Source organism: Pedosphaera parvula Ellin514 (assembly GCF_000172555.1).
In the GTDB taxonomy this organism is placed as follows: Bacteria; Verrucomicrobiota; Verrucomicrobiia; order Limisphaerales; family Pedosphaeraceae; genus Pedosphaera.
On the sequence record NZ_ABOX02000022.1, the window covers coordinates 17370 to 42918 of the forward strand.

Here is a 25549-nt window from a genome sequence, read left to right on the forward strand (position 1 = left end):
TCTATGATTCAGTATCACCAGCTCTTAAAGCTCGTTCTGGAGCAGGGAAAATTTAAGCCCGACCGGACTGGGACAGGAACCTACGCAGTTTTTGGCGCCCAGGCGCGGTTTCCATTGGCAGACGGATTTCCGGTGGTGACCACCAAAAAGCTCCATCTGAAATCGATTATTTACGAACTGCTCTGGTTTTTGCGCGGTGATACAAATGTAAAGTATCTGAACGAAAATGGGGTCACGATTTGGGATGAGTGGGCGGACACGGAGGGAAATTTAGGGCGTGTGTATGGGGCGCAGTGGTGTGATTGGCGCACGGCGGATGGCCGCTCGATCAACCAGATTGACGAGGTCATAGCGCAGATTAAGAAAACTCCGGACAGCCGCCGTCACATTGTAAGCGCGTGGAATGTGGGGGAGATAGAGCGCATGGCGCTGCCGCCGTGTCACGCGCTGTTCCAGTTCTTCGTGCAGGATGGCGAATTAAGCTGCCAATTGTATCAACGCAGTGCCGATCTTTTTTTAGGTGTTCCGTTCAACATTGCTTCGTACGCGCTGCTGACGATGATGGTGGCGCAGGTTTGTGATTTGAAGCCGGGGACGTTTGTGCACACGTTCGGGGATCTGCACTTGTATAGCAACCACCTTGAGCAAGCCAAGCTACAGCTTTCCCGGGAGCCGAAACAGCTGCCGCAGATGAAATTGAATCCGGCGATCAAAAATATTCACGAGTTTAAATTCGAGGATTTTCAATTGGCAGGGTATGATCCGCATCCGGGGATCAAGGCACCGATTGCGGTGTGATACGTGTGAGCAGGCATTCCAGTAAATATCCAACTGCGCAAATCCGATGAAGCATTTCAAAGCAATTGCGGCGATGTCCCAGAACCGGGTGATTGGGCAGGGGAACAAAATTCCGTGGCATTTGCCGGAGGATTTCAAATGGTTCAAGAAGATGACGACGGGGCAGGTGGTGGTGATGGGGCGGAAGACGTTCGAGTCGATTGGCCGGCCATTGCCGAACCGGGAGACGATCGTTTTGAGCCGGGGTCCGTTTCAGCATCCGGGCGTGCGGACGATTTTCGATTTGAGCGAGATTAGTTTGGCTGATGAGAGTCGGGAGATTTTTATTTGTGGAGGCGCTCAGATTTATGAGCAGACGTTGCCGATGTGTTCGGATCTTTATTTGACGGTACTGAAGCGGACGGTTGAAGGGGATGCGTTCTTTCCCACATTTGAGAACGCTTTTGTGAAAGCGGAGGAGATTTTGGATTGTCCTGAGTTCACCATTCTCCATTTTCGGAATCGGTTTTTATCATAAAATGCGGTGCCGAATGTTTGGATTGTTACAGCACCGAGGAGTGTTTTCTGGAATCATGCAGGTTCAAAGTGATTTGTCACTTTTTTAACTGCACGAATCGGGGGGGTGGAAACCATGCATTCCACAACCGGATGCAGGCGCTTTTCATGCATATTTCGGACTAAGCAGCGGTTTTCAAATCACTTGAGAAAGGCAGGTGAACGCCCAATTGCGGCTATAGCAAGGGTTTAGGTATGTTATGAAGTGGCGGTATTCAGGCAGGCATTAAAATTGCTATTTTGTTTTTGTGGATGCGTAGTGACGGGACTTTGAGCGAAGTTTCCTATCAATCAGCGAAAGTACATGTCACAACTCTCTGTAAAATGCTTCGGAGTTGGGGACGGTTGGCCATGTGCTGACCGAAACCATTCTTCTTTTTTGTACCGGTTTGGTAAGACTTCCTTTTTAATCGATTGCGGAGAGCCGCTCGACCGCAGCTACAAGGCTTCAGGACTTTCATACGATGCCTTCGACCGTATTTTTTTATCGCATTTGCATGCAGATCACATTGGTGGGTTTTTCATGCTCATGCAGGGTTTGTGGTTGGAGTCCCGAAAAAAAGAATTGCTTGTTCATATGCCGCGGGAAGGCCTCAAACCTTTGCGGCAAATGTTGAATGCAGCTTGCATCTTTGATGAATTGCTTGAGTTTCGGCTTCGATTCGAAGCCTTGCGTGCCGGAACCGCGGTTCTTTCCAAGGATGTTCGCGTGACCCCTTTCCGTTCGACCCACCTGGATCGCCTGCGCAAGACTTTTCAAAAAAAGTATCCCCAAAAATTTGAAGCATTCTGTTTTCTCATTGAGGCTGGCAAAATGAGAATCGGACATAGCGCGGATATCGGCAGTCCTGAAGATCTGGCCCCGCTGCTAAGCAAACCGCTGGATTTGTTGGTTTGTGAGCTGGCTCATTTCAGGCCCGAGGAACTTTTTGATTATTTGCAGCAGCACGAGATCAAACGGATAGCCTTTATCCATTTGGGCCGATCGCACTGGGAACATCTTAAAAAAATACGTCGTCTGTCGATCAAGATGCTTCCAGACGTAGAAATCCACTTTCCCAAGGACCAGGAAGAGATCCGTTTTTAAAAGTTTCCGGTTGAAAGTTTTTTGTTTCAACCTTGATCGTTGAACTTCCCGCCTTAAACTCCGCTCGCGATGTCGCAAATGTTGAAATCTTCCGGGGCCATGGCCGCCGCGACCATGACCAGCCGTCTACTGGGAATGGTGCGCGAGATGGTTTATGCCCGGTTCATGGCGGACGGTTGGGAAGCAGGGGCATTCCAGCTGGCATTCATGGTGCCGAATCTGTTCCGCCGGTTGCTGGGCGAGGGGGCGCTGACGGCGTCGTTTATTCCAATTTTTAAAGAGAAGGAAAAAACCACCAGCGAGGCGGAAATGTGGCGCGCCGCCAACGCGGTTATTTCCGCCCTGATCATCGCCTCCTCTGTCATTATTGGTCTGGGTATTCTGGTTGTATCCCTGATGCTGAAACGGGGACATCTGTCTCCGCAGACCGATCTGATGTTGCACCTGCTCCGGTGGATGTTTCCCTATGTTTTGCTCGTCTGTCTGACGGCAATCTTCATGGGAATACTCAACGCCCGGGGGCATTTCTTCATCCCGGCCATTGGGGCAGCGGTGTTAAATGTGGTCATGATTGCTTCGGTGTTTTTTTTGGCCCCACACATGGGTGAAAAACTGCACCAACAAATTTATGCTCTTGCCATCGGAGTTTTGGCTGCTGGCATCGCCCAGGCTGCGTTTCAGCTCCCGTCATTACACGCCGAGGGATTTCGTTATATCTGGGTCTCGCCATGGCGGGATGAGACAGTTCGGCGAGTCATCCGGCAAATGGTGCCGGCCACCATCGGTGTGGCGGCTTTCCAGATCAATGTGCTTATGACCCAAGGCATGGCTTTCTGGGTGGACCCATCGATTGTTGCGTCGTTTCAATACGCCGTTCGACTGATGGAATTGCCGCAGGGAGTTTTTGGAGTCTCATTGGCCACTTATCTTCTGCCCACGCTGTCCGGCCTGGCGGCGGAGAAGAAATATCCGGAGTTTAAGTCCACTCTCAATCAGGGGCTGGATCATCTGATCTTCATCAATTTGCTGGCGGGGATTTTTCTGTTTTTTCTAGCTGAGCCGATGATTCGTCTGCTGTTTGAGCATGGGAAATTCGGTCCCGAATCGACCGGTCGAGTGAGTCTCGCGCTGGTTTGCCTGGCACCCGGTCTGGTGGCGTTTTCGATGAACAACATCATGGCGCGGGCTTTTTACGCTTTGGGCGATATCAGATCACCGATGAAAATCAGCATATTCTGTCTGGCACTCAATCTCATCTTTGCCGTGGTTTTGATTAAATCGTTCAAACAAGCCGGTTTGGGCCTCGCCAACACCCTCAGTGCGGGATGTAACGTGTTCCTGCTCTTTTACGCTTTGCGTCGCAAGCTGGGGGCATTGGAACTGAATAGCTTACGTCAAATTTTAGGAGCGACTTTGGGGGCGGCTGCGGTGGCAGCTCTGGCGACGTGGGGCCTGAGCCGGATCTGGGAGGAGCACATTGGGCATGTTGGGGTGTTGCGGAGAATCGGGGCCGTTTTCGTTCCCATGACGGTGGCATCGATTCTTTATTGGGGAGTGGCGTTGTGGTTTAAGGTTCCCCCCGCGATGGAAATGGGCGGGATGATTTTTAAAAAGCTGCTGCGGAGGAAATAGATCTTCACACAGCTGGGGCCATTTGCTTCTGAGTGGTAACCATGCGATTCATGGTCAATTCGGCTTGGACACCTACATTCGCAACGTAACCCGATAGCCGCCATTGGCCAGCGCGGGAACACGGTTTTACTGCGTATTTTAAAGGGATAATTGGTGGCCTACATCTGGTTCATAGGACGGCCGACCTGTTTTTGAAAACGGCTTAGCGCACTTCAAATTCCGAGCAAAAGCACGGCTTTCACCATTCCGGATCGCCTAATTTGGACAGCAGTGGAAGCGCGGAGAATGCAGAGTTGAAGCAACGGCTTGAAAAACTCGAACAATTGATGAACGCGAAAACCCGCGAATCAGCAGGAAATCGATGAGCACATTCCCTTGAGTGCCAATGGGCGACCCCTGCTATGGGGTAAGAATGTCAAGCGCGGATAGCAAGACTCTCGTTTCGCAACACCATCCTTCCGTCCATGTCATCCAATCGTATGACTATTTTCTCTGGTGAGTTGTGTTTAGATTCCGGCCAAATCAATCTCCAGCGTAGGAGCTGTGACATTTTAAAGTAACTCATCAAAACCGAACTGCAGACCTTGAGTCGTGCTGTTTTGCGTCCGTGTGGAATATGTAATTCCGGCTTACTTCCCGCGGCATCGCTTAACGAGTCGTCGACATTCCGCGCTCGCGTTGGCGTGAGTAGCTTTCCTTCAAAATCAGTAACCTACCTAAAAACAAGACCCATAAAAACTAAAAAAATGAAACCCTCACCTGTTAAAAGGATGGCCTCGCGCCCTGCCGCGCGGCCCGGCTTCCGTGTTATCGCCCCCGTTGCGCTGATCACCTCCGCGCTGACACTCGCCTTGAGTCCCGTCCACGCACGTCCGCTCGGCGTGGACGTCTCCAGTTATCAAGGCTCAGTCAACTGGTCGAGCGCCAAGAGCGCCGGGATTTCCTACGCCTGGGCCAAGGCCACCGAAGGAAACTATCTCAAGGACACAACTTTTGTCGGCAATGAAAACAACGGGAAATCCGCTGGCGTCTACATGGGCGCTTATCATTTCTCCCGGCCGGACCTGAACAGCCCCGGCACCGAAGCCAGCTATTTCTGGGGCACTGCGGGCGGTTATGTGAAATCCGACGGCAAGACACTCATGCCGATGCTTGACGTGGAAACGTTCAACGGGCACGTCGGCGCCTCCAGTTACTCGGACTGGGTCAACAAATGGTGCGATGCCATCACAAGCGATGCTTCCGGCGCCGGAGTCTCGGTCCAGCCGGTTGTTTACTTCAGCGCCTGTGCCTGCCAGTTGGACAGCAGCGTGTCGCAGTGGCTCTCCTGGATCGCGAATTACAATGGCGAGAACGCGCAGACCGGCACCCCGTGGAATGTTTGCAGCAGTTGCAATCCATGGGGCGGGAGCACCTGGAACCTATGGCAATACACCAGCTCCGGCTCAGTTTCCGGCATCTCGGGCAGCGTGGACCTCGACGTGTTCAACGGTAGTTCGGCCGGGTTGGTTTCAGCGCTCGTCCCCACGCCAACTGTGGCATGGTCTGGCTGGGCTTCTCTGGGAGGCACTTGCACCTCGCATCCCAGCGCCGCTTCATTCCAACCAAACGAGATCGACCTTTATGTCCGTGGATCCAATAACCAAATTTTCTCGAGGAACTGGAATGGCTCCTCATGGACTGCCTGGGTTCAACACGGAGTTTTGCCAAACGGCCTCACCGTTGCGGGCGCGCCTGCGGCATCCGCCAACAACGGCGTTTCCGGGCGCGAGGATCTTTATTGCATCGGAAGCGATGGAAATTGCTACCACGATTGGTGGGGGACGGGTACTGGTTGGGCCGGTTGGCAAAATCTTGGCGCTCCATCCGGCGTGACATTTGTTGGAGCACCGGCCGCCACAAGCTGGGCCGCCGGCAGATACGATGTCATCGCGGTGGGCAACAACAAGGTCACTTACCACAATTATTGGACCAGTTCCACCGGCTGGGCGGGCTGGCAAAGCTTGGGTGGATCCACGCCATACGACCCAACCGCTGTCTCTGCGGCTTCCAACTGGTTGGATGTTTTTGTCGCGGGAACTTCGGCCGGCACTGTTTTCCATCAATATTGGCATGATGGAAGCGGTTGGACCGGCTACCTGCAGGATCTTCCGCAAATCTCGACCAGCTACGGATTGGGCGCCTCTTCCTGGGGCTCGCAACGCATGGACCTCTTCGCCAACTCTGGCGGAACGATCCACCACATCTGGTATAATGGCAGCTCCTGGGCGCCGAATTGGAACGAGTCGCATCCGGGCGTGACCGCGACATCAGCTCCGTGCGCCACTTCCTGGGGCAACAACCGCATTGATGTGTTTGTCATCGGTTCCGACAACGCCTGCTGGCATATGGTCTGGGGCCAACAGTAAGCCGTCACTCAACGGCCTTTAAACAGCGGGCGGGAGTCCAAAGCTCCCGCCCTTTTTGTTTAACATTCCGAGCGGGGATCTACTTTTTGGCCAGGAAAGCCGGAAGCATCAAGGATATGGCTGCAATCCATGAGCCGATAACACGCCGTACCATATATCACTGCTGTCCAAAATAGGCGATCCGGAATGGTGAAAGCTGTGCTTTGGCTGAGGATTTGGTGCGCGATGAGCCGCTTCCAAAAACAGGTTGCCCCTCCTGTGAAAACCAGATGCAGGCCAATCAATATCCCTTTTAAATACGTATTAAAATGGGCTTTGCCCAATAATTTCCAAATTCTATTTTGGACAGTAGGGGGCATGTGGGGACGTTGCGGAGAAGCGGGGCCGTTTTCGTTCCCATGACAGTGGCATCGATTCTTTACTGGGGAGTGGCGTTGTGGTTTAGGGTTCCCCCCGCGATGGAAATGGGCGGGATGATTTTTACAAAGCTGCTGCGGAGGAAATAAATCTCTACACGGCTTCGGCCAATTGCTTCTGAGTCGTAACGCGTACCAACATTACGAATCGAACAATCTCGTCATAGGAGTTACAGCCCTCTCATATCGGCCGTGGATGCGTTGCAAATAATCTTGCTTGGAGGACAAACTCATGGTCTTCGGTTCGGTAACGATAAATGTGAGGCAACGAACGGTTCAGCCTACCAGCTCAACTCCTCCCCCGGTATCTTTTTCTTGAGGCAACTCGAAAATCTCTTTAAGAGCAAATTCTTCTTGCATGGCCAAAATTTCCTGTCATCCTCCTGCCGACAGTTGTAGGAAAGTAACAAAGGAGGCATGAATCCGGGATTTTACCAGGGGCATGACTCCCAAATCAGGAGACATTTATGGCGTTTTTACGAACACTAAAACAGGGCTTCAACAGCTCCCTCGCCTTGGCATCACTGCTCACGGCATTCATTTCGAACAATTCCCCCGCGCAAAATTGCATGCCACCACCCAGTGGTCTGGTTGCCTGGTGGCCTGGTGAAGGCAACGCCGTCGACAACGTTGCCGGGCACAACGGCTCAGTCTCAAATGGCGTGACCTTCGTCCCAGGCATGGTTGGCCAGGCATTTAGTTTTGACGGGGTTCATGCCATTCAAGTGCCGAATGATCCTGCTTTCAATTTTGGTCCCACTTCCCCCATGGCGGTTGAACTCTGGGCTTATCTCACTGGCAGCCAGCCAACCGCGCACTTCATCGGCAAACGTGTAGGTTGCGACGGGGACAATTTTAACTATCAAATGGCTTATGATGCCGAAAATGGTTTGCAGTTCAGCTGCAGTAGTCTAAACGGCGTTTACACTGGCATCCCAATGCCCACAAATGTCTGGACGCACCTGGCAGGCACCTTCGACGGAACCACCTTTCGATTTTATATTAACGGGTCTCTGGTCGCTTCAAATAACGGAGTATTGGGGCCGGTCAACTCAGAACCACTCATTATTGGTGGTTCGGGCACATGTGGAATTTTTGAAGGACTCATCGACGAACCTTCGATTTACAACCGCGCGCTCTCAGACGCGGAAATCAAATCCATTTATGATTCCGGCTCTGCGGGGAAGTGCCCCGTCGTATTTAGCAATCAGCCTCCTGGGATTGTGGCTCAACCCGCCAGTCAAACCATCGGCGTAGGAAGTAACGTCACCTTTTTTCGTCACAGCGATCGGCGCTGCACCGCTTCAATACCAATGGCTTTTCAACAGTACCAATATCCCAGGTGCGCTTGGCAGCAGTTACACGCTCTCCAACGTTCAACTCTCCGATGCTGGAAATTACTCGGTGGTCATCACCAACATCGCGGGCAGCACCATCAGTTCGAATGCTCTTTTGACGGTCATTGGGAATACGAATGTCGCTCCCACCATCATCTCGCAACCAACCAACCAGATTGTTGTTAATGTCGGCTCGAACGCCATATTCCGCGTCACCGCGACAGGAACTGCACCACTCCGCTATCAATGGCGCTTCAACAACACGAACATCGCAGGAGCCACCTCCAGCATTTACACTCGTGTGAATGCGCAACTGACCAATGCTGGTAATTACTCAGTTGTAATAACCAACCTGGCCGGCAGTGTCATCAGTTCGAATGCCCTTTTAACGGTCATCGGGTTCGCTCCGACCATCACCTCGCAACCAGCCAGCCAGACCGTCAATGCCGGAACAAACGTCACCTTCTCCGTCGTTGCCACCGGAACCGCCCCGTTGCGCTACCAATGGCGGTTCAACAATACAAACATTGCGGGAGCCACCGCCAGCATTCTGACTCGCTTGAATGTGCAAACTGCCAATTCAGGCAATTACTCCGTGGTCATCACCAACGTCGTCGGCACTGTCCTCAGTTCGGATGCGCTTTTGACGGTCATCTCCAATACAAACATCGCTCCAACCGTTGTGTTCTTTTCCCCCACGAACAACATGGATTTTGGCAGCACCAGCGATATCGGCGTCTATGCCCAGGTATCAGATGTAGATGGCATTGTAACCAACCTCGACTTCTTCTCCGGAACCAATCTCTTGCAGACCATTTCTGGCAATTTGACCAATAATGGCGGCCTCTACGGTTTTACTTGGACAAATGTGCCCCCGGGTGTTTATTCCATCACGGCCGCTGCAACCGACGACTCCGGTGCAGTTTCAACCACCGCTCCTCTCACATTCACGGTCGGCGGTACTCTCCCGACCATCACCTCGCAACCAGCCAGCCAGACCGTCAATGCCGGAACAAACGTCACCTTCTCCGTCGTTGCCACCGGAACCGCCCCGCTGAGCTACCAATGGCGCTTCAACAACACGAACATCGCAGGAGCCACCTCCAGCATTTTCAGCCTCTCGAATGTCCAAACTGCCAATGCAGGCAATTACTCCGTGGTCATCACCAACATCGCGGGCATCACCACCAGTTCGAGTGCGCTCTTGACGGTCATTGGGAATCCAAACTTCCCTCCAACAGTTGTGTTCTTTTCTCCTACGAACAACATGAATTTTGGCAGCACTAGCGACATCGGCGTCTATGCCCAGATGTCAGACGTTGATGGCATTGTAACCAACCTCGATTTCTTCTCTGGAACCAATCTCTTGCAGAGCTTTTCTGGCAGTTTGACCAACAATGGCGGCCTCTACGGTTTTACTTGGACAAATGTGCCCCCGGGTGTTTATTCCATCACGGCCGCTGCAACCGACGACTCCGGCGCAGTTTCAACCACCGCCCCCCTCACATTCACGGTCGGTAGTACTCCCCCAACCATCACCTCGCAACCAGTCAGCCAGGTCGTCAATGCCGGAACAAACGTCACATTTTCTGTCGTCGCCACCGGAACTGACCCGATGAGCTACCAATGGCTCTTCAACAACACGAACATCGCAGGAGCCACTTCCAGCATTTTCAGTCTCTCGAATGTCCAGACTACCGATTCAGGCAATTACTCGGTGGTCATCACCAACATCGCGGGCAGCACCACCAGTTCGAATGCCCTTTTGACGATCATTGAGAATACGAATGTCGCTCCGACCATCACCTCGCAACCAGCCAGCCAGACTGTCAATGCCGGAACAAACGTCGCATTCTCTGTCGTCGCCACCGGCACCGCTCCGCTGCACTACCAATGGCGCTTCAACAACACGAACATCGCAGGAGCCACCTCCAATATTTTAACCCGCTTGAATGTACAACCTACCAATTCAGGCAATTACTCGGTGGTCATCACCAACGTCGCGGGCGGCATCATCAGTTCGAATGCCCTTTTGACGGTCAATGCGATCGCTCCGACCATCACCTCGCAACCAGCCAGCCAGACCGTCAATGCCGGAACAAGCGTCACCTTCTCTGTCAGCGCCACCGGCACCGCCCCGCTGCGCTACCAATGGCGCTTCAACAACACAAACATCGCAGGAGCCATCTCCAGTGTTTTTACGCGCTTGAATGTCCAAACTACCAATGCAGGCAATTACTCCGTGGTCATCACCAACCTGGCTGGCACGGTGACCAGTTCCAATGCCCTCTTGACCGTCATTGCTAATACGAATGTCGCTCCGGCCATCACCACCCAGCCGCAAAATCAGACCGTTGCAGTCGGACAGAGCGCCACTTTCAGTGTTGTTGCTACTGGCACTGCTCCCCTCCTGTATCAATGGCGATTCAATACTACAAATATTCCTGGCGCCCAGGGAAGCAGCCTTACCCTCAGCAATGTCCAGCCTTCCAATGCGGGCAACTACTCTGTCGTCATCACGAACATCGCCGGAAAGGTGACCAGTTCCAACGCGCTTTTGACTGTCATCGCTCCTGTTCTCATCACGGCACAGCCGCAAAGCCAGGCTGTCACGGAGGGCAATGCCGCCGCCTTTACGGTGAGTGCAACCGCCTCCACACCCTTGCAATATCAATGGCTTTTCAATGGTTCGCCCATCGCCGGCCAAACCAACTCCTCCCTTGCGCTGCCCGGCGTGGCTGCCGCCGATGCAGGCCTTTATTCTGTATCGATCAGCAGCCTCCTGAGTTCCGTCACAAGTTCCAATGCGACTTTGACCGTCACTCCAGCTGTCTGTGTTCCCGCCCCCGCTGGCTTGGTCAGTTGGTGGCCGGGTGAAGCCAATGCGCGAGATCTTACGGATACCAACAATGGGACCCTCGATGGCTCACTGGACTTCGCTCCCGGCAAGGTCGGACAAGCCTTTGTTTTCAATGGCACGGATGCGGATGTCAAAATCCCCGCTTCCGCCGATCTCAACGTCGGTGCCGGAGATGGCTTCTCGATTGATGCCTGGATCAATCCTTCAGATGTCACAACTCAACGTCCGTTGGTCGAATGGAATTCAGGTTCATATGGTGCTCACTTCTGGATTTCCGTACCGGTTTCCAGCACCGGTGCCGGCCCAGGTTGCCTCTATGCCAACCTGTCGGACACCGACGGCTTGGATCATACCATTACCTCACCTGCCGGAACCATCCTGCCCTCCACGTTTCAACATGTAGCTCTTACCTACGATAAAACCAGCGGCATGGCGGTGTTGTATGTAAACGGCAATATTGTTGCCCAACAAAATCTCGGCACCTTCACTCCGTCCACCACAGGCGATCTTTGGCTCGGCCTGCGTCCCGCTGGCGACGCAGCTGGAACCCGCTTCCTTGGCAGAATGGATGAAGTCGATCTCTTCAATCGCGCGCTCTCCGCGACCGAGATTCAATCCATGTATAACGCCAGCTTTGCCGGCAAGTGCCGCACTTCACCGTTGGTCGTTACCCAGCCAGCCAGCCAGACTGTCACTGCGGGTGACAACGCGACCTTCACAGTGGAAGCTGCTGGCACTGGAAGCCTTCACTATCAATGGCAATTCGCAGGCGCCGACCTCTCTGGTGCCACAACCACGTCGCTCGTCATTTCCAACGCACAGCCCGCCAACGCTGGAGACTATTCCGTCCTCATCTCGAGCGCCATCGGCTCCGTCACCAGCTCCAATGCAACTTTGATAGTGAACCACGCCCCGGTCGCCAATCCGCAGTCCCTTGCAGTGAACGAGGATTCTTCGCTATTCATCACTCTCTCCGCAACGGATGAAGATGCCGACCCACTCACTTACACAGTTTCGACTCCTGCTCATGGCACACTGACCGGCACCGCCCCAAATCTGGTGTATCAACCGGCCGCGGGCTATTACGGACCTGATGCATTCACCTTCCACGTGAACGATGGCCTCCTCGATTCGGAAGATGCCACAATCACCATTGATGTAAGGTTCGTAAATCACGCTCCTCTAGCCGAATCACAATCTGTCACCGTCAACGAGGATTCGAGCGTCGCCATCACCCTCACGGCCAGCGATGTGGAAAACGATCCGCTGACTTACTTTGTCCTCACCGCCCCGGCCCACGGAACGCTGACCGGAAACGGCGCCAATCTGGTGTATCATCCGAACGCCAACTATTTCGGCCCTGACACCTTCACCTTCAAGGCAAACGATGGTCAGGTCGACTCTGGTGTAGCCACGGTTACCATCACCGTCAATCCAGTCAATGACGCCCCGGTGGCCGTTGCCCGGATTTACCCCTTGTTTGTTCTCTCAACCAATGACACCGACCTGATTGTCATCGCCCCAGACGGCATACAAGCCACGGTGATCTTTGACGGTTCACTTTCCACCGATATCGAAAATGACCCGCTTCAGTTCACCTGGCTCGATGAAGGGAAAACCAATATTCTCGGCCAAACAATGGTGGCCACGAATACGCTGAGCGTGGGCACGAATATCGTGTCCCTCATCGTGAGTGACGGAACGGACATGAGCACCAACACCATCCAGGTGCAAGTGATCACTCCCGCCGAAGCGGTGTCAAAGCTTTCTGCGGTTCTACAGGAAGTGGACCTCGGCGGAACCAGCAAAGATCCTTTCTTGGATGCTCTAAACGATGCGCAAGACGCACTCGGAATGGGGCAGTTGGACAAAGGAGTTTCCTTCCTGGAGAAGTTTGAATACAAAGTGTCCAAACAAACGTCACCGGTATATACCGAATCCGTTGCGCGGCTGATCTATATCGCCAACGAAATCATCCAAGCCGTCACTCCGCCATCTGGCAACCCACAAGCAATAAAACATTAACGAACCATTCAATCGTAAATGCCAGAAACCAAAAGTTTCTGGCATTTACTTTTTTCGGAAACGGTGCGCGTTCTGCGCCAACATCCCATTGGTGCCCCGCTTGAGGTACTAATGGGCGACCACTTTTCGAAAATTAGGTGTCATTACTTTGGTTTGACGCCTTTTTAGTTAGCGATTTTATTTCGGTTCCCATAGCTCAATGGGATTGCCTTCAGGATCATGCAAGCGCGCAAACCGCCCGTTTGGGTAAGCCTCTGGATCAGGAGATACATCAATCTTCGCGGCCCGAAGCTTTTCTACCAGACGATCAAGGTCTCGGACGCGAAGATTGAGCATCCATTGCTGCTCAGGACGACCGAAATAGTTTGTGTCGTGCGGAAACGGCGCGAAGACCGTTGGGCCTGCTTCTTGCGACCAAGGCTTCTGGGTGTAGTCGCCAGGCACAAGCTCGATTCCAAAATGTTCCTTGTACCACTGGCCCAACACCGCCGGATTTTTGGAGCGGAAGAATAGACCGCCAATTCCAGTGACATGTTGCATAGGGCGTTTTTGTTAACAATCAATATGCGACGCGTGTCGCAATCATTCCAATATACGAACAATTTTTCGAGTACTAATTTCGCCCCTCGACTACCGCTCAGGCAGACCCGTTCATGTTAGCCGTCATGGGTTCGACTCCTTCCTTTGAAACCACTCGGCAGCGGGAGAAAAATAGATGATGGCGAGCACCATCCCAACCAACAGAGTGGAACACTGAGAGAAAGCGCCGGCAACCGCATTCGAGAGAATTGGTCCTGGCGAAAAACACATCCATATCAACATATAAACCCAAGCTGCCACACTGAGCCACCGAGCAGATGGCCAGAAACGGTAAAGCCCGACGAGAGCGACAAGCGCTATAATGAGACCGGGTATGCCCAGAAAGCTGATAACCAGCTCGCCAGCTTTCGGATGGACACCGTGCTGGGCCTGCTGGTAATCGAGAAGTGACGGAGGCAACAACCATGAATCAAAAACTCCGGCGACTGTGCTCGTGACCAAGGCAGCAATAGAAAGCGTCAAGAGAACTCGAAACTGTTTTTTGGTCATCGGTTTCATGGTGAGGTTCAAATGACGGGCACAACTGCTCTCTGGGATACTTGGACAGGTCTGGTCGGATCGAACCGGTCCGCCGTATCCATCCGGATGCCGCGCAGTTTTGCCGATTGGAGATGCGTGGCGTAGAGCGGCTCGGCGAAATAACAGATCAGGATGGAGCGACGGCGTGCGCCGGTCGGGTTCAGGCTGCCCGCATGCACCAGATCCGCATCGAAAATCAGAATGTCGCCGGCGGAGCCTGAGAGTTGCACCGACCTGGATTCATCGGCGAAGTCGAACGGCAGCTCACCCTGCGCCGGGCGGTGGCTGCCGGGGACGATCCGAGTCGCGCCGTTACAGGGGCCATAGTCGTCGAAATAGGCGAGGGCGATCACCGTATCGCCTGGCCGCTGGGCGAAAAGGTCGCGGTGCAGCGTCTGCTGGCCGCCGCCCGCCAGCGGCTCGCGGCCCTCCACCTGCGAGAGGAAGAACCGTTCGCCGATCAGTTCGCCAACCACGGCCAACACCTCGGGCAGGCGGCACACCGCCTGCACGCGGGGATCGAGGTCCAGCAACGAATGGCGCCAGCCAGCCCCGCGCGGCACGGGCCATTGATCCGACGGCTTGACGTCCGCATCAAACGCGGCGCGCAGATCATCCAGCCTTTCGGCCGGGATCGCTCCGCGGAGCAGGGCATAGCCGTCCCGGTGGAGTTGCTCGTGGTCAATCATGGCTCCCATCGTTTTCGGAATCTCTTATCAAAAAATCTGTCGAACGTAAAGGGGGGCGATCCTAATTATTGACACGTTTTTCACTTTTGTTTGGGGCAACCGGGTCCGGTAAGGACAGTTCCTGTGGCAGTCCCATGTTGCGCGCAACACAGGAGAGGCTAGGAGAGACGGCGATTGAGGTCAATCCTGAGGACCCTTTTTGGCATCCTGGCCGGGATTGGACTCCGCGCGCACCTTGACAGGAAACCGGAGCGGACGGTGGCTGCGGCGGCCAGGCCCTGCAAGCCGTCTGCCGCATAGCGAACCAAATGTTTGTAGCCAGTTTTGCGACTGATGCCAAACTGCTCGCACAGTTCAGTCACCGTAAAGCGCGCGCTCTGCGCCAACATTACAAATCTAATAATCTCGTCCATAGGGGTTACAGATTTCCAAGCCATGGTGCTCGAAAGTTTAACCCATCACTCCGGACAGACTGTTACCTATCACTCCGGTTCATACCGTCTTTGTTTAAACCCGGACCCCGGGAAAGCGGGTTGAGAGTTGAGCAGGGGCAGATGCTCGCTTGGGCTCGCGCCTTCGGCAAAATGTGGGGTGTTTTAGGGGATATTACCCCGGGGCAAACGTGCTTTGCACGTTTGCCCCGGGCTATTATCTGTCGTGCCTACGGCACTTTCCATAGCGCTTCTTCGAGGCGGAGGTGTTTTAAAATTGAGCTGAGGTATCGTTGCAGCCTGAGGGCGGAATGTTTGGTGTCAATGGAAACTGGCAGGGGTGTAATTACTTTGATTTCGACCTTTTTTTTGACCACTTTTACGCTTGAGGTTGAGTGCTGGCGGCGATAGCGTTTTTCGCGAGCGGAGTGAGAAACTTTTCCAGTTTAAGTTCGCTGGGCAAGTGAGGCGGCAGTGTTTGAAGAAGATTGCAGTATCGCTTGGGCCAGCCGCAGTAAATCTATTCGGTGTTCAATGCAAGATGCTTTCGCCGAATGACAGCTGACAATGTTTTCAGCGCGGTAGTCATGGGGCGATACGAGCACTCGAAATATTGTTCGTATATTGCAATGATTACGACACGCGTCGCATATTGATGGTTAGGCGCATCTCGCACCATGAAGACATTCGTCCGCAACCATAAGAACCTCGCCGCAGTCGTCGGTGTTGTGGCGTTCATGGTGGCATGGTGGCTTTCGGCGTCTGCTCGCGGTTATCTCGTCGCCCGTTTCGATGTCGCTCGCGGACATTATGAGGTGCAAGGTTTTGGCCTGCCCGCCAAGTGGAGACCAGATTACGCCCGCTTGTTGCGAGAGCGCTACGGCATCGAGCATCACACAGTTGCAGGCTGCGTTGTTAGCGATTCGCTTGTTTCTTACGTCGGCGCCTACAATTCGGTCACGAAAACAGCAGCACAGCGCAAGTTCGGCCGTGATGTGTTCGCAGAGTGTGCGGTTGATGCTCGCAAGGCTTGGGAGGAGCGGAAAGTGGCAGGCACAAAGGCAGAGTGAGTGATTCTGACAGATACTCCTGCATAATGTTTGCACCTGCAGCATGGGCATTTGGACTCTAAGGAAACATGGAAGATTACAAATACTTTGGTCTTCATCGACACTGAGTCGGGTTGATTCCTACCAAAGACCAGTTCCGGAAATGGGCTGGTCTTTTTTCATCGGCTCAGTAGCTTAACCGCATGACCGCTAAGGAAGAGAACTATATCCACTACACAGAATGCTGTCTAGGTCTCAATAGTGCTTGGAGAATTTTGAAGGAGTTGCAAGGGATTGAGAAGAGAACCGGCATTCACTATGCCGCATATTGCTTTGCTTTAATTGAATACGCACAGCCATATACCCGGTCGGATGGCACGCATAAGAAATACTCAATCCCAAGTCCTCCCCCGCAACTAAGTCCAGAAGAACTAAAATTGCATGAGCAGATTATTCGGCTTCGCCATAAAGTTTTGGCGCACTCCGATTTGACGCTGAAGGACGCCAAAATGTCTATATTCTCCTATGGTGGCAGCCCTCATGCCATGATTGCTCAGAACCACCTTCCGCAATTCCCCGAAATCAATGCGGTTGTGTCGCTGATTGAGCACACACTGGATGCTATGTATGTGACACAATCGCGTATGCTCGATGATTTGGTTGCCAATGTAGCGAATTGAAATCAGGATGGCATTAAACGCTTGATTCTGGGTGCTGGCGGCGACATGGTTTTGAGCAAGCGCCGTGAGGAATCTTTCCAGTTTAAGTTCGCTGGGCAAGTGAGGCGGCAGTGTTTGAAGATAATTGCAGTATCGCTTGAGCCGCAGTAAATCTGTTCGGTGTTCAATGCAAGATGCTTTCGCCGAATGACCGCTGACAATGTTTTCAGCGCGGTAGTCATAGGGCGATATTTGCACTCGAAATATTGTTCGTATATTGGAATGATTGCGAACACATGTCACACAGAGCCATGAAGTTCACTCGGTTCATCCTCTACAGTTTGTTGATGACTCTTGTCTTTGTGGTTGGATGCGAGACGCCGCCGCCCGCTCAGACGCCACCGCCCGCTCAAGACCCGCTGGCAGGTTGGAAATGGGTCGGCACTTTCGACCCACTCATGGCTGATTCCATCAAACGAATGACAGGGACGAAAGATGCTCTAGGCAAGATTATCACGACGACTCCAGCCGAATATGAGAGGTATGCGAAGGAGTGCCCGTTCGGTTCGAAGGTCGTGGATGATTACCAAAATTTCATAAAGAAGAAAAAATTGGGTTGGATAGAAAGTTATGAGTTTTTTGAAGATGGGACAGGCCAGCATGCGGTCAGGATTGCCGCTGGCACAGACGGAACTTACAGCACACATATTTTGATATACGACAGCTCCAACCAGAGAGTGAGAGTCATCAGTTATGTCACGGGACACTATCGTTGTTGAGTGGCCTAACACATCACGAGCCTGTGTGAAAAGTATTTTACTTTTTGTAAATGGCGTGGGGTTGGCGAGGTGTTGACCGGATTTTGAGGTTTTCCAGGATGCCAAATTATTGATCTGGGAATGGGAGCGTTCCAGGTGGTTATTGGCGTCGCCGGTGGCAAAAAGGGGCTTTCGCCCTCTTTTTATCCCTTCACTGCCACGGCCTTGATCAAATCCTCGAAGCTGACGATGTTCAAAACGCGTTTCAGGTTGTAGGCCAGCACGGTTAAACTCATTTCCGCCCTCACTCCGGCCAGTCTTTTGCATAAAAAATATCCGGCATTCATCGCTCGCTTGATCGTCCCGAAAGGATGTTCGGCGATGGCCTTTCTTGATTTCATAATTTGCCGGTTGTTCTTCACCCGTTGCGCCATGGCTTCCATCAACGCTTCGTTTTCTTCGCGCGTAATCGTGCGATTAGCCTTGTTCCGGGTGCATTGCTTTTTGAGCGCACAGGTTTTACAGCCCGTGGCCCGGTAGTATCGCAATGCGCGTTTTTTCTCGAAGGGGAGCGGTAGGTCAGTTCTTTTTTTCCCGGACAAAGGTAAAAGAAGATTGTGAGAATATTTTTTGCGTGTTGCGTGAGGGATGAATGGGACGGAGTATGAATTAATATATTTAAAAGTCACTATTTGTTTAAAAACGTATTGACATTGTTTTGTTAATGTTATAAATAAATTACATTGCTGCTGAATAAATGGGTTTTATGCTGAAATTTATAAGGAGATTATCGGGGCGCGATTGGGTGGGCCTTGGCGGGGTTGAGCCGGTGGTTTTCTCTATGCGATGGGAAGCTGTTGAAACAGCTCCAGGTTTTGCATCGCTGTGGAATACAGGGCTGGAAGCCGTGGTGTTAATGAAAAGGAGAAGGGCGTTATTGGTGCGCCGGGGGCAGGGTGCCGGACCGTGAGTTAACGGCAGTTATCGGGACATCTTTTATTCTATTTGAATTTTGAATGAACTCTGAAGTTATAGATTGGCAGGATGGGGCTGGGGTGCGACCAAGGAAATGTCGAATGGCAAATTTCGAGCGACGAATTGGAAGCGGGGTGCGTGGGGGGCGGAAGGTATCGGAAGGTATCGGAAGGTATCGGAAGGTTGAAAAATATTGGACAGGAGGCATGGTTGGGAAATCGAGGCCAAAGTGGTAAAGTCTGAGGGCAGAAGCTGGTCTATGAAATCACTATTTAAGAGAGCGGGAGGGAAGTTGGGGTGGAAACCGAATTGTGGTCCCGGTGATTCGCTCGCTTGACACTCAGATTTTCACTGTTATCCTCTCGCGTTCCGTGAAAAGCGGGTGGCTGTGTGCTGAAACTGTGAAGTGGCCGGGCCATAAGATTTAAGAATTATGAAACGTCAATATCAACCGTCGAAGATGCGCCGTAAACGGCAACATGGCTTTTTGAATCGCAATTCCAGCAAGAGTGGAAAGGCCACCTTGGCCAATCGCCGTCGCGTTGGGCGCAAACGTCTGACCCCGGTATAAGAGGGAATGGGCCATGGCGGCTGAACCGCAGCAACGCCGCCTGCTGGGGCGCAATATGCGCTTAAAGCAGTCGCGGGATTTTTCGCGGGTGCGGCAGCAGGGGCGGCGGATGCCGTATGGTTGTTTGATTGCCAATTGGATGGTTTTACCTCCCGGATCGCCCATGCGACTGGGAGTGATCACTGCGAAGAAGCTTGGTAATGCGGTGGTTCGGGCTCGTGCCCGGCGCTTACTGAGGGAGGCATTTCGGTTGCATCAGCACGATTTGTCACAGCCGGTCGATCTTGTTTTGGTGGCACAAAGAACTATTGTTGGGAAGGGCTTTGCAGCAGTCGAAGCTGATTTTCTGGCTATGTTAAGGAAAGCCAGGCTGGTGAAGACGTCGTGAACTGGGCTCAACATATTTTGGTTTTGTTGGTGCGAATATACCAGTGGGTGATATCGCCCACTAAAGACGTTTTGCTTGGACCGGCGGGACAATGCCGTTTCACTCCCAGTTGTTCGCAATATGCAGTGGAAGCGCTTCAGAAGCATGGGGCTGTCAAGGGGAGCCTGATGGCTGGCTGGCGCATTTGCCGCTGCAATCCCTGGGGTGGCTGTGGCGAGGACCCGGTGCCGGATAAGAAATCCCGGGAGAAGCATATAAATTTGAAAGGTGTTACTTCGTGGCGTTCGCAGGCTTCGGTGAAGCCTTCAGCATTCGGGACAGCCTCCGGGGAGCATAGTTAATTTCATGGATCGTAAATCAATTTCCATTCTGATCGTTTGTGGAGCGCTGTTGTTTTTGTGGCCAGTGTTGGTGAACAAAATCCTGCCACCCAAGCCTGCACCCCCGCATACGAACCTCGTTTCTTCCGCCAGTTCCACCAACCAAACCGCCCTGGGGACCAACCAGGCAGCAATTGCTCCGGCCCAGCCCGCTTTCGAAGCAGGCACGAATGTGGCAAGCCAGTTCGCGGTGAATACAAACCAACCGGAAGAAACTCTGGTGGTCACAAATGACAATGCCGTTTACACATTCACCTCACGCGGCGGTGGTTTGAAAGAAGTCGAACTTCTCCATTACCCGGAAACAGTGAGTGCCTTGCGAAGGAGGGCGCAGAGAACAAACCAGTTCGCCACTTTGAACACTCCGGCAGCTCCTCCAGTTTTGTCGATTCTGGGCAATGACTCCTTGACGGGGGATGGTGTGTTCAAGCTATCGCAGGTTCCGGGAGGAGTTCATGCGGAAAAGGTGCTTACCAATGGATTGAAGGTGGTCAAAGAATTTCGGCTGGGCACCAATTATTTGATGTCCGCTTCGGTTCGAATGGAGAACCAATCGCGGCAACCACTTCAACTCTCCCCGCAGGAAGTTGTCCTTGGAACCGCCACTCCTCTTGGAATTCAGGACAACGGGCAGGTGGTGGGAATGCTCTGGTATAATAGCAACAAAGTGGCATCCGTGGGCCCATCATTTTTTAATACGAACACCACCAAACTCTTTTTCTTTCCCCGAACGCCGGAGACCGAATATCGCGCAGGGAGCAATGATGTTGTCTGGGTGGCGTTAAAGAATCAATTTTTTACCCTCGCCACGATGCCACAGATTCCGGCGCCCAGCGTGGTGGCGCACCTAACTTACCTGCCCCCGCCGTCCCGCGAGGAAGTCAGTTCCACGCCAAAAGCCGTGGCCCAGCCAACGGGTGTTACAGCGGCTCTTGAGTACCCCGGACAAACCCTGGCTCCAGGGGGATTCGTGGAGCGCAATTACGATATTTTTACTGGACCCAAGGAATATAAAACGCTGGCCAGAATTGCTGCGCGTTTTAATAACGATATCGATAAGGTGATGGAATTTGGCCTCTTCTCCCCGATTTCCAAAATGCTGCTGTTGGGGATGAATTGGCTGCATCACAGGCTATCGGTTTCCTATGGACTGACCATCATCCTGATCACGGTTCTGATCAAAATTGTATTTTGGCCGCTGACTGCTTTCAGCACGAAATCCATGAAGCGAATGCAGGCGCTGCAGCCGCAAATCAAGGCCATTCAGGAAAAGTACAAGGACGAGCCGCAAAAGGTCAGCCAGAAGACGATGGAGTTTTACCGAAAGAACAAGGTAAACCCCCTGGGAGGATGTTTGCCGGCACTATTGCAAATTCCAGTATTTTTCGGCTTCTTTGCAATGATGAGAGGCGCGATTGAATTGCGCGGCGCGCATTTTCTTTGGATGGGCGATTTATCGCAACCCGATACGATTTTTATAATTCCCGGCTTCAATTTTCCGATAAACCCGATGCCGCTCCTGATGGGGGTAACGATGTTGTGGCAGATCAGCCTTGCACCGCCATCGCCTGGCATGGATCCGGCACAGCAGAAGATGATGAAGTTCATGCCTTTGATGATCCTCCTCTTTGTATACTCTCAACCTTCAGGTTTGGCGCTTTACTATACGGTTCAGAATCTGCTAACAATTCTCCAGACAAAACTTACAAAGTCCGATCCAGTATTGGCACCGGCGGCGAAGACCCAGGTTCCAGTTGCGCCGCAAAAGAAAAACAAGTGAACAGCCGGATTTAGCAACAGTCGATTATGCCTGCTCAACCTAAAGCTACACTCGAAAAAATTCTGGAACTCCTTGGCTTCAGCGCCACAGTGGAGGAACATCCCTTGGAAGACGGTTTCCTGCTGGATGTAAAAACCGACGATTCCGGCCGGCTCATCGGCCGCCAGGGACAAACGCTTTCCGACCTCCAGTACATCACCAATCGCATGCTGTTTCAGCTGGATCCTACCTGTCCCAAGGTAATGGTGGATGTGAGCGGTTATCGTGCGCAAGCCCGTGAGGCTTTGGTCAAGAAGGCCAAGGACGCGGCTGAGAAGGTGCGTCGTTGGGGAGATGTGGTGGAGTTGGAACCGCTGAGCGCGTTTGATCGCCGCATTGTTCACAATGCCGTGAAGGATGACCCGGATATTGAAACCCACAGTGTCGAAGTCGAAGGTTCGGACAAGAAGGTAATTTTGTTCCGGCCCAAGCAGTAGCTATTTCGTTTTCCATTTGGGACCATTTATTGACCGGCAGAGGAGACTCCTGCCGGTCTTTTGTTTTACCGGGCAGCTTAGAACGGAGGAGTTCGAGCGGGTTCGCTTTTGCTTGTAACTGAGCAAAAGATAAGACAGTCTCAACAAAGCTCGAATTGTAATCACGACAATCCCTGGTTGGGAAAGTTGCAGAAGAATGACAATGTCGCGCCTTGGATGGGGGAAAACTCCGACATTCAAGAAGAGCCAAAGCAAGTTACCGTCGCGAACCAGCAGAGATGTGGTAGCACTGGCAACCTGTTAAATCAAAAGTAACAACCCGGATCGTTCCTGCAACACATTCTCTTTTGTGATCACCCTGCGTAAGTCTTCCGCGAATTGTCTGTCTTCTGCCGTGGTCTGCCTGGCCGCATTGTTTATCGCCATTCTTCCAGCCAAGGCCATCATTGGCGTGGCGTATCAAATGCAGTTGGGAAACCCCAGTGGGGCCACGGTCGATCCAAATAACCATAATCACTACCTGATTCAACGCCCGGTCGAGGCCATGGATTACAGCGATGCACTGGGCGAGCCGGTCTGGGCGAGCTGGGACCTGACCACCGCCGATGTCGGGAGCATTAGCCGTTCGAGTTCCTATTTTCCAGACACAAATCTACCGCCCACCTTCTATCGCGTGACGGACGCTGATTATAATGGCGTGGGCAACATTAACTTTAACCGCGGTCATATGTGTCCCTCAGAGGACCGCACCGACACCCGGGCAGACAACGACATGTTGTTTTTCATGTCCAACATCATTCCGCAGTCGGCGGCGAATAACCAGGGAGTCTGGGGCAATTTCGAAGGTGATTGTCGCACGCTGGCGAACGCAGGAAACGAAATTTTGATCATTTGCGGTCCCAGCGGTTTTGGCACTAATCGCATTCCGAGCGGAAAGGCGGTTATTGCCGACTATACCTGGAAGGTCGCCGTGGTGGTTCCGCTGGGGGCGGGTACCGCGCTGAGCCGGATTACGACGGCAACCCGGGTTATTTCTTTGAAAATCCCCAATAATAATAGCGTGAGCAGCACCTGGCAGACTTACGTAACCAAGGCCGAACAAATCGAGAGCGACACCGGCTTCACGTTCTTCACCGCCCTGCCGCCAAACCTCGCCTGGGTGTTGCGAAGCAAGGTGGATGGTCAGACACCGCCCACTCCGTTGATCAGCAGCTTTTCGCCAACGAGCGGCGCAACAAATATTAACGTGGTCATCACCGGAACAAACCTGGATGCGACCACCAATGTGGCATTCAATGGAGTAAAGGCTTCCTTCACCATCGATTCTCCCACGCAAGTCACGGCCACGGTTCCGTTCGGCGCGACTTCCGGCCATATCAGCATTGCCACACTCGGCGGCACGGTAATTTCTTCGGGAAGTTTCGCGGTTGACGGTTCCAGCGGGATCGTTGATCTCGCCATCGTGGCCACTCATACCAGCAGTTTCACGCAGGGAGATACAGGAGACACCTATACAATTACCATTACGAATATGGGAACGGCAGCCACGGTCGGCATAGTTACGGTTGCGGACTCGCTGCCCGTCGGCCTCACCGCAACCGCGATCAGTGGTGTCGGTTGGACGGCGGATTTGGGCACTCTGACCTGCACACGTTCCGACATCCTGGCGGCTGGGGCCAGTTATCCACCGCTCACAATCACTGTGAATGTTTCTGCCAGTGCTCCCGCCAGTGTTACCAATAGTGCCACGGTCTCGGGCGGAGGAGATGCCAACCTGGCAAACAATACTGCCAGTGATCCTACCACTATTAATAACGCTGGCGGCACGGCGCCGGCCATTGCCAGCCAGCCGCAGCCACAGACAGTGAATGTCGGCCAAAGCGCTAATTTCAGCGTTATCGCGAGCGGTACAGCACCGTTAGGTTATCAATGGCAATTTAATGGAGGTGCGATCGCGGGTGCAACTCAAAGCAGTTACACGAAGAATGGCGTGCAACTCGCTGATGGTGGTAATTACTCTGTGGTGATTAGCAACGGTGTCGGGATAACCAACAGTTCCAATGCGTTGCTGACGGTTATCAGTGGCGGCGGGGGCAATTCGACGAATATTTTGGCACAGTGGAATTTTAACATAACAACCAACACAACCAGCCCGCTGCCTAGTGTGGGCTCAGGAACAAGTGCTTTGGTGGGGGGGGCTACAGCCACTTTTGCCGGTGGTTCTACCACTGATACGAATGCTTCCAACAATGCCTGGAATACTACAAGTTATCCGGCTCAGGGGGCAGGGAATAAAACGAGAGGCGCTCAGTTCAACGTCAGCACGGTTGGATACCAGAATATTTCACTGCGTTGGGATCAGAAGCTTAGCAACGCCGCAAGCAAGTATACCCGGCTGCAATATAGCACCAATGGAATAGATTTCGTGGACTTCAATCTCATCACGATTTCCAATACCACTACTGCCTTTGAGTCAAAAACCAATGATTTATCGGGGTTGGCCGGAGTGGGTAACAACGCTAATTTTGCATTTCGTATTGTATCGGAATTTGAAAGTACGGCCATCAATACGGCAAACGCGAATTATATAACCAGCACAGGGAGCAGTTACGCAACCGGTGGCACCATTCGTTTTGACATGATGACCATTTCTGGAACTCCTATTCCTTCAGCAACTTTGCCCAGCATCACTTCACAACCACAGAGTCAGGCATCAGTTGTTGGCAATAATGTCACCTTCAGCGTGAGCGCAACGGGGACTCCTCTTCTGGCATATCAATGGAAGTATAATAGCGGCGCAATTGCCGGGGCAACTGATTCCAGTCTGACACTCAGTACCATTACCACAAACCAGGCCGGGAACTATTCCGTCGTGGTGAGCAACAGTGCCGGTTTGGTAACCAGTAGCAACGCGTTGCTTTCAGTTTACTCCACGGCAGCGGCTACTGTGAGTTCCATCACTTATTCGGGCTCGCAGGCGCAGTTTAACATTGCCGGTGTGCCAGGTTACAATTATGCGGTGCAGATTTCGACCAACTTGATTGATTGGTCTTCCATTAAAACCAATGCTTCGCCCTTTAGTATAACAGATACTAATCTGGTGGGTGTTCCCTGTCGATTCTATCGCACAGTTTACCTGCCGTAAGCGGTTTGAAA

At 52.7% G+C, this 25549-nt stretch carries 21 protein-coding genes; 16 read left to right on the forward strand and 5 right to left on the reverse strand.

Going from position 1 to position 25549, the window contains the following annotated elements; genetic code table 11:
• The first annotated feature begins 3 nt into the window (after positions 1–3).
• The 7 genes from CFLAV_RS16990 (at position 4) to CFLAV_RS17025 (ending at position 13118) form a co-directional block, all read left to right on the forward strand.
• On the forward strand, positions 4–798 hold the full coding sequence (locus tag CFLAV_RS16990) for a thymidylate synthase (RefSeq protein ID WP_007416016.1): 795 nt from the start codon (positions 4–6) through the stop codon (positions 796–798).
• A 46-nt stretch (positions 799–844) separates the two neighbouring features.
• Entirely contained in the window at positions 845–1315 is a 471-nt protein-coding gene (locus CFLAV_RS16995) for a dihydrofolate reductase (RefSeq protein WP_007416017.1), read from the forward strand.
• Between the two features lie 342 nt (positions 1316–1657).
• Positions 1658–2440, forward strand: a complete 783-nt coding sequence (locus tag CFLAV_RS17000) for an MBL fold metallo-hydrolase (RefSeq protein WP_007416018.1) — start codon at positions 1658–1660, stop codon at positions 2438–2440.
• A gap of 78 nt (positions 2441–2518) precedes the next feature.
• Positions 2519–4072: a murein biosynthesis integral membrane protein MurJ gene (gene murJ, locus CFLAV_RS17005; RefSeq protein ID WP_160164602.1), complete on the forward strand. Its 1554-nt coding sequence runs from the start codon at positions 2519–2521 to the stop codon at positions 4070–4072.
• 746 nt (positions 4073–4818) lie between these two features.
• Positions 4819–6480, forward strand: a complete 1662-nt coding sequence (locus CFLAV_RS32535; RefSeq protein ID WP_083808984.1) for a GH25 family lysozyme — start codon at positions 4819–4821, stop codon at positions 6478–6480.
• An 883-nt stretch (positions 6481–7363) separates the two neighbouring features.
• On the forward strand, positions 7364–8419 hold the full coding sequence (locus CFLAV_RS17020) for a LamG domain-containing protein (RefSeq protein ID WP_040549200.1): 1056 nt from the start codon (positions 7364–7366) through the stop codon (positions 8417–8419).
• Positions 8301–13118 (forward strand): beta strand repeat-containing protein, encoded by a 4818-nt coding sequence (locus CFLAV_RS17025; RefSeq protein WP_007416023.1) that lies wholly within the window; start codon positions 8301–8303, stop codon positions 13116–13118. The genes CFLAV_RS17020 and CFLAV_RS17025 overlap by 119 nt, the downstream gene beginning before the upstream one ends.
• A 177-nt stretch (positions 13119–13295) precedes the next feature.
• Here CFLAV_RS17025 and CFLAV_RS17030 read toward each other — a convergent pair whose 3' ends face one another.
• From CFLAV_RS17030 to CFLAV_RS17045, 4 genes are all read right to left on the reverse strand, one after another.
• Positions 13296–13658, reverse strand: coding sequence for a VOC family protein (locus tag CFLAV_RS17030; protein WP_007416024.1), 363 nt, complete (start codon positions 13656–13658; stop codon positions 13296–13298).
• Positions 13659–13781: 123 nt separating this feature from the next.
• A complete protein-coding gene (locus CFLAV_RS17035; RefSeq protein ID WP_007416025.1) occupies positions 13782–14216 on the reverse strand; it encodes a hypothetical protein in 435 nt (144 codons plus the stop codon).
• Between the two features lie 8 nt (positions 14217–14224).
• Complete coding sequence (locus CFLAV_RS17040) at positions 14225–14926, reverse strand: phytanoyl-CoA dioxygenase family protein (protein WP_050785825.1); 702 nt, start codon at positions 14924–14926, stop codon at positions 14225–14227.
• A 158-nt stretch (positions 14927–15084) separates the two neighbouring features.
• A complete protein-coding gene (locus CFLAV_RS17045) occupies positions 15085–15339 on the reverse strand; it encodes a helix-turn-helix domain-containing protein (protein WP_007416027.1) in 255 nt (84 codons plus the stop codon).
• Between the two features lie 695 nt (positions 15340–16034).
• On the opposite strand from CFLAV_RS17045, the gene CFLAV_RS17050 reads away from it, so the two are divergent.
• The 3 genes from CFLAV_RS17050 (at position 16035) to CFLAV_RS17060 (ending at position 17844) form a co-directional block, all read left to right on the forward strand.
• Positions 16035–16427 (forward strand): hypothetical protein, encoded by a 393-nt coding sequence (locus CFLAV_RS17050; protein ID WP_007416028.1) that lies wholly within the window; start codon positions 16035–16037, stop codon positions 16425–16427.
• 182 nt (positions 16428–16609) lie between these two features.
• Positions 16610–17086 (forward strand): hypothetical protein, encoded by a 477-nt coding sequence (locus CFLAV_RS34985; protein WP_007416029.1) that lies wholly within the window; start codon positions 16610–16612, stop codon positions 17084–17086.
• Between the two features lie 290 nt (positions 17087–17376).
• The gene (locus tag CFLAV_RS17060; protein WP_007416030.1) at positions 17377–17844 is read left to right on the forward strand and encodes a hypothetical protein; all 468 of its coding nucleotides are present in this window, start codon (positions 17377–17379) and stop codon (positions 17842–17844) included.
• A 182-nt stretch (positions 17845–18026) separates the two neighbouring features.
• On the opposite strand, the gene CFLAV_RS35550 is transcribed toward CFLAV_RS17060, so the two are convergent.
• Positions 18027–18512, reverse strand: coding sequence for a transposase (locus CFLAV_RS35550; protein ID WP_007416031.1), 486 nt, complete (start codon positions 18510–18512; stop codon positions 18027–18029).
• A gap of 719 nt (positions 18513–19231) precedes the next feature.
• Between CFLAV_RS35550 and rpmH the strand changes: the two genes are divergently transcribed.
• The 6 genes from rpmH to CFLAV_RS32540 all read left to right on the forward strand — a co-directional run bounded on the left by rpmH (position 19232) and on the right by CFLAV_RS32540 (position 25538).
• Entirely contained in the window at positions 19232–19369 is a 138-nt protein-coding gene (gene rpmH / locus CFLAV_RS17075) for a 50S ribosomal protein L34 (RefSeq protein ID WP_040549210.1), read from the forward strand.
• Between the two features lie 13 nt (positions 19370–19382).
• Positions 19383–19757, forward strand: a complete 375-nt coding sequence (gene rnpA / locus CFLAV_RS17080; protein WP_007416032.1) for a ribonuclease P protein component — start codon at positions 19383–19385, stop codon at positions 19755–19757.
• On the forward strand, positions 19754–20098 hold the full coding sequence (yidD, locus tag CFLAV_RS17085) for a membrane protein insertion efficiency factor YidD (protein ID WP_063816440.1): 345 nt from the start codon (positions 19754–19756) through the stop codon (positions 20096–20098). Before rnpA ends, yidD begins: the two co-directional genes overlap by 4 nt.
• Before the next feature lie 4 nt (positions 20099–20102).
• Complete coding sequence (gene yidC / locus CFLAV_RS17090; RefSeq protein WP_007416033.1) at positions 20103–21917, forward strand: membrane protein insertase YidC; 1815 nt, start codon at positions 20103–20105, stop codon at positions 21915–21917.
• Positions 21918–21943: 26 nt separating this feature from the next.
• Complete coding sequence (locus CFLAV_RS17095) at positions 21944–22393, forward strand: Jag family protein (protein WP_007416034.1); 450 nt, start codon at positions 21944–21946, stop codon at positions 22391–22393.
• A 349-nt stretch (positions 22394–22742) separates the two neighbouring features.
• A complete protein-coding gene (locus CFLAV_RS32540) occupies positions 22743–25538 on the forward strand; it encodes a DNA/RNA non-specific endonuclease (RefSeq protein WP_007416035.1) in 2796 nt (931 codons plus the stop codon).
• Positions 25539–25549: the final 11 nt, after the last annotated feature.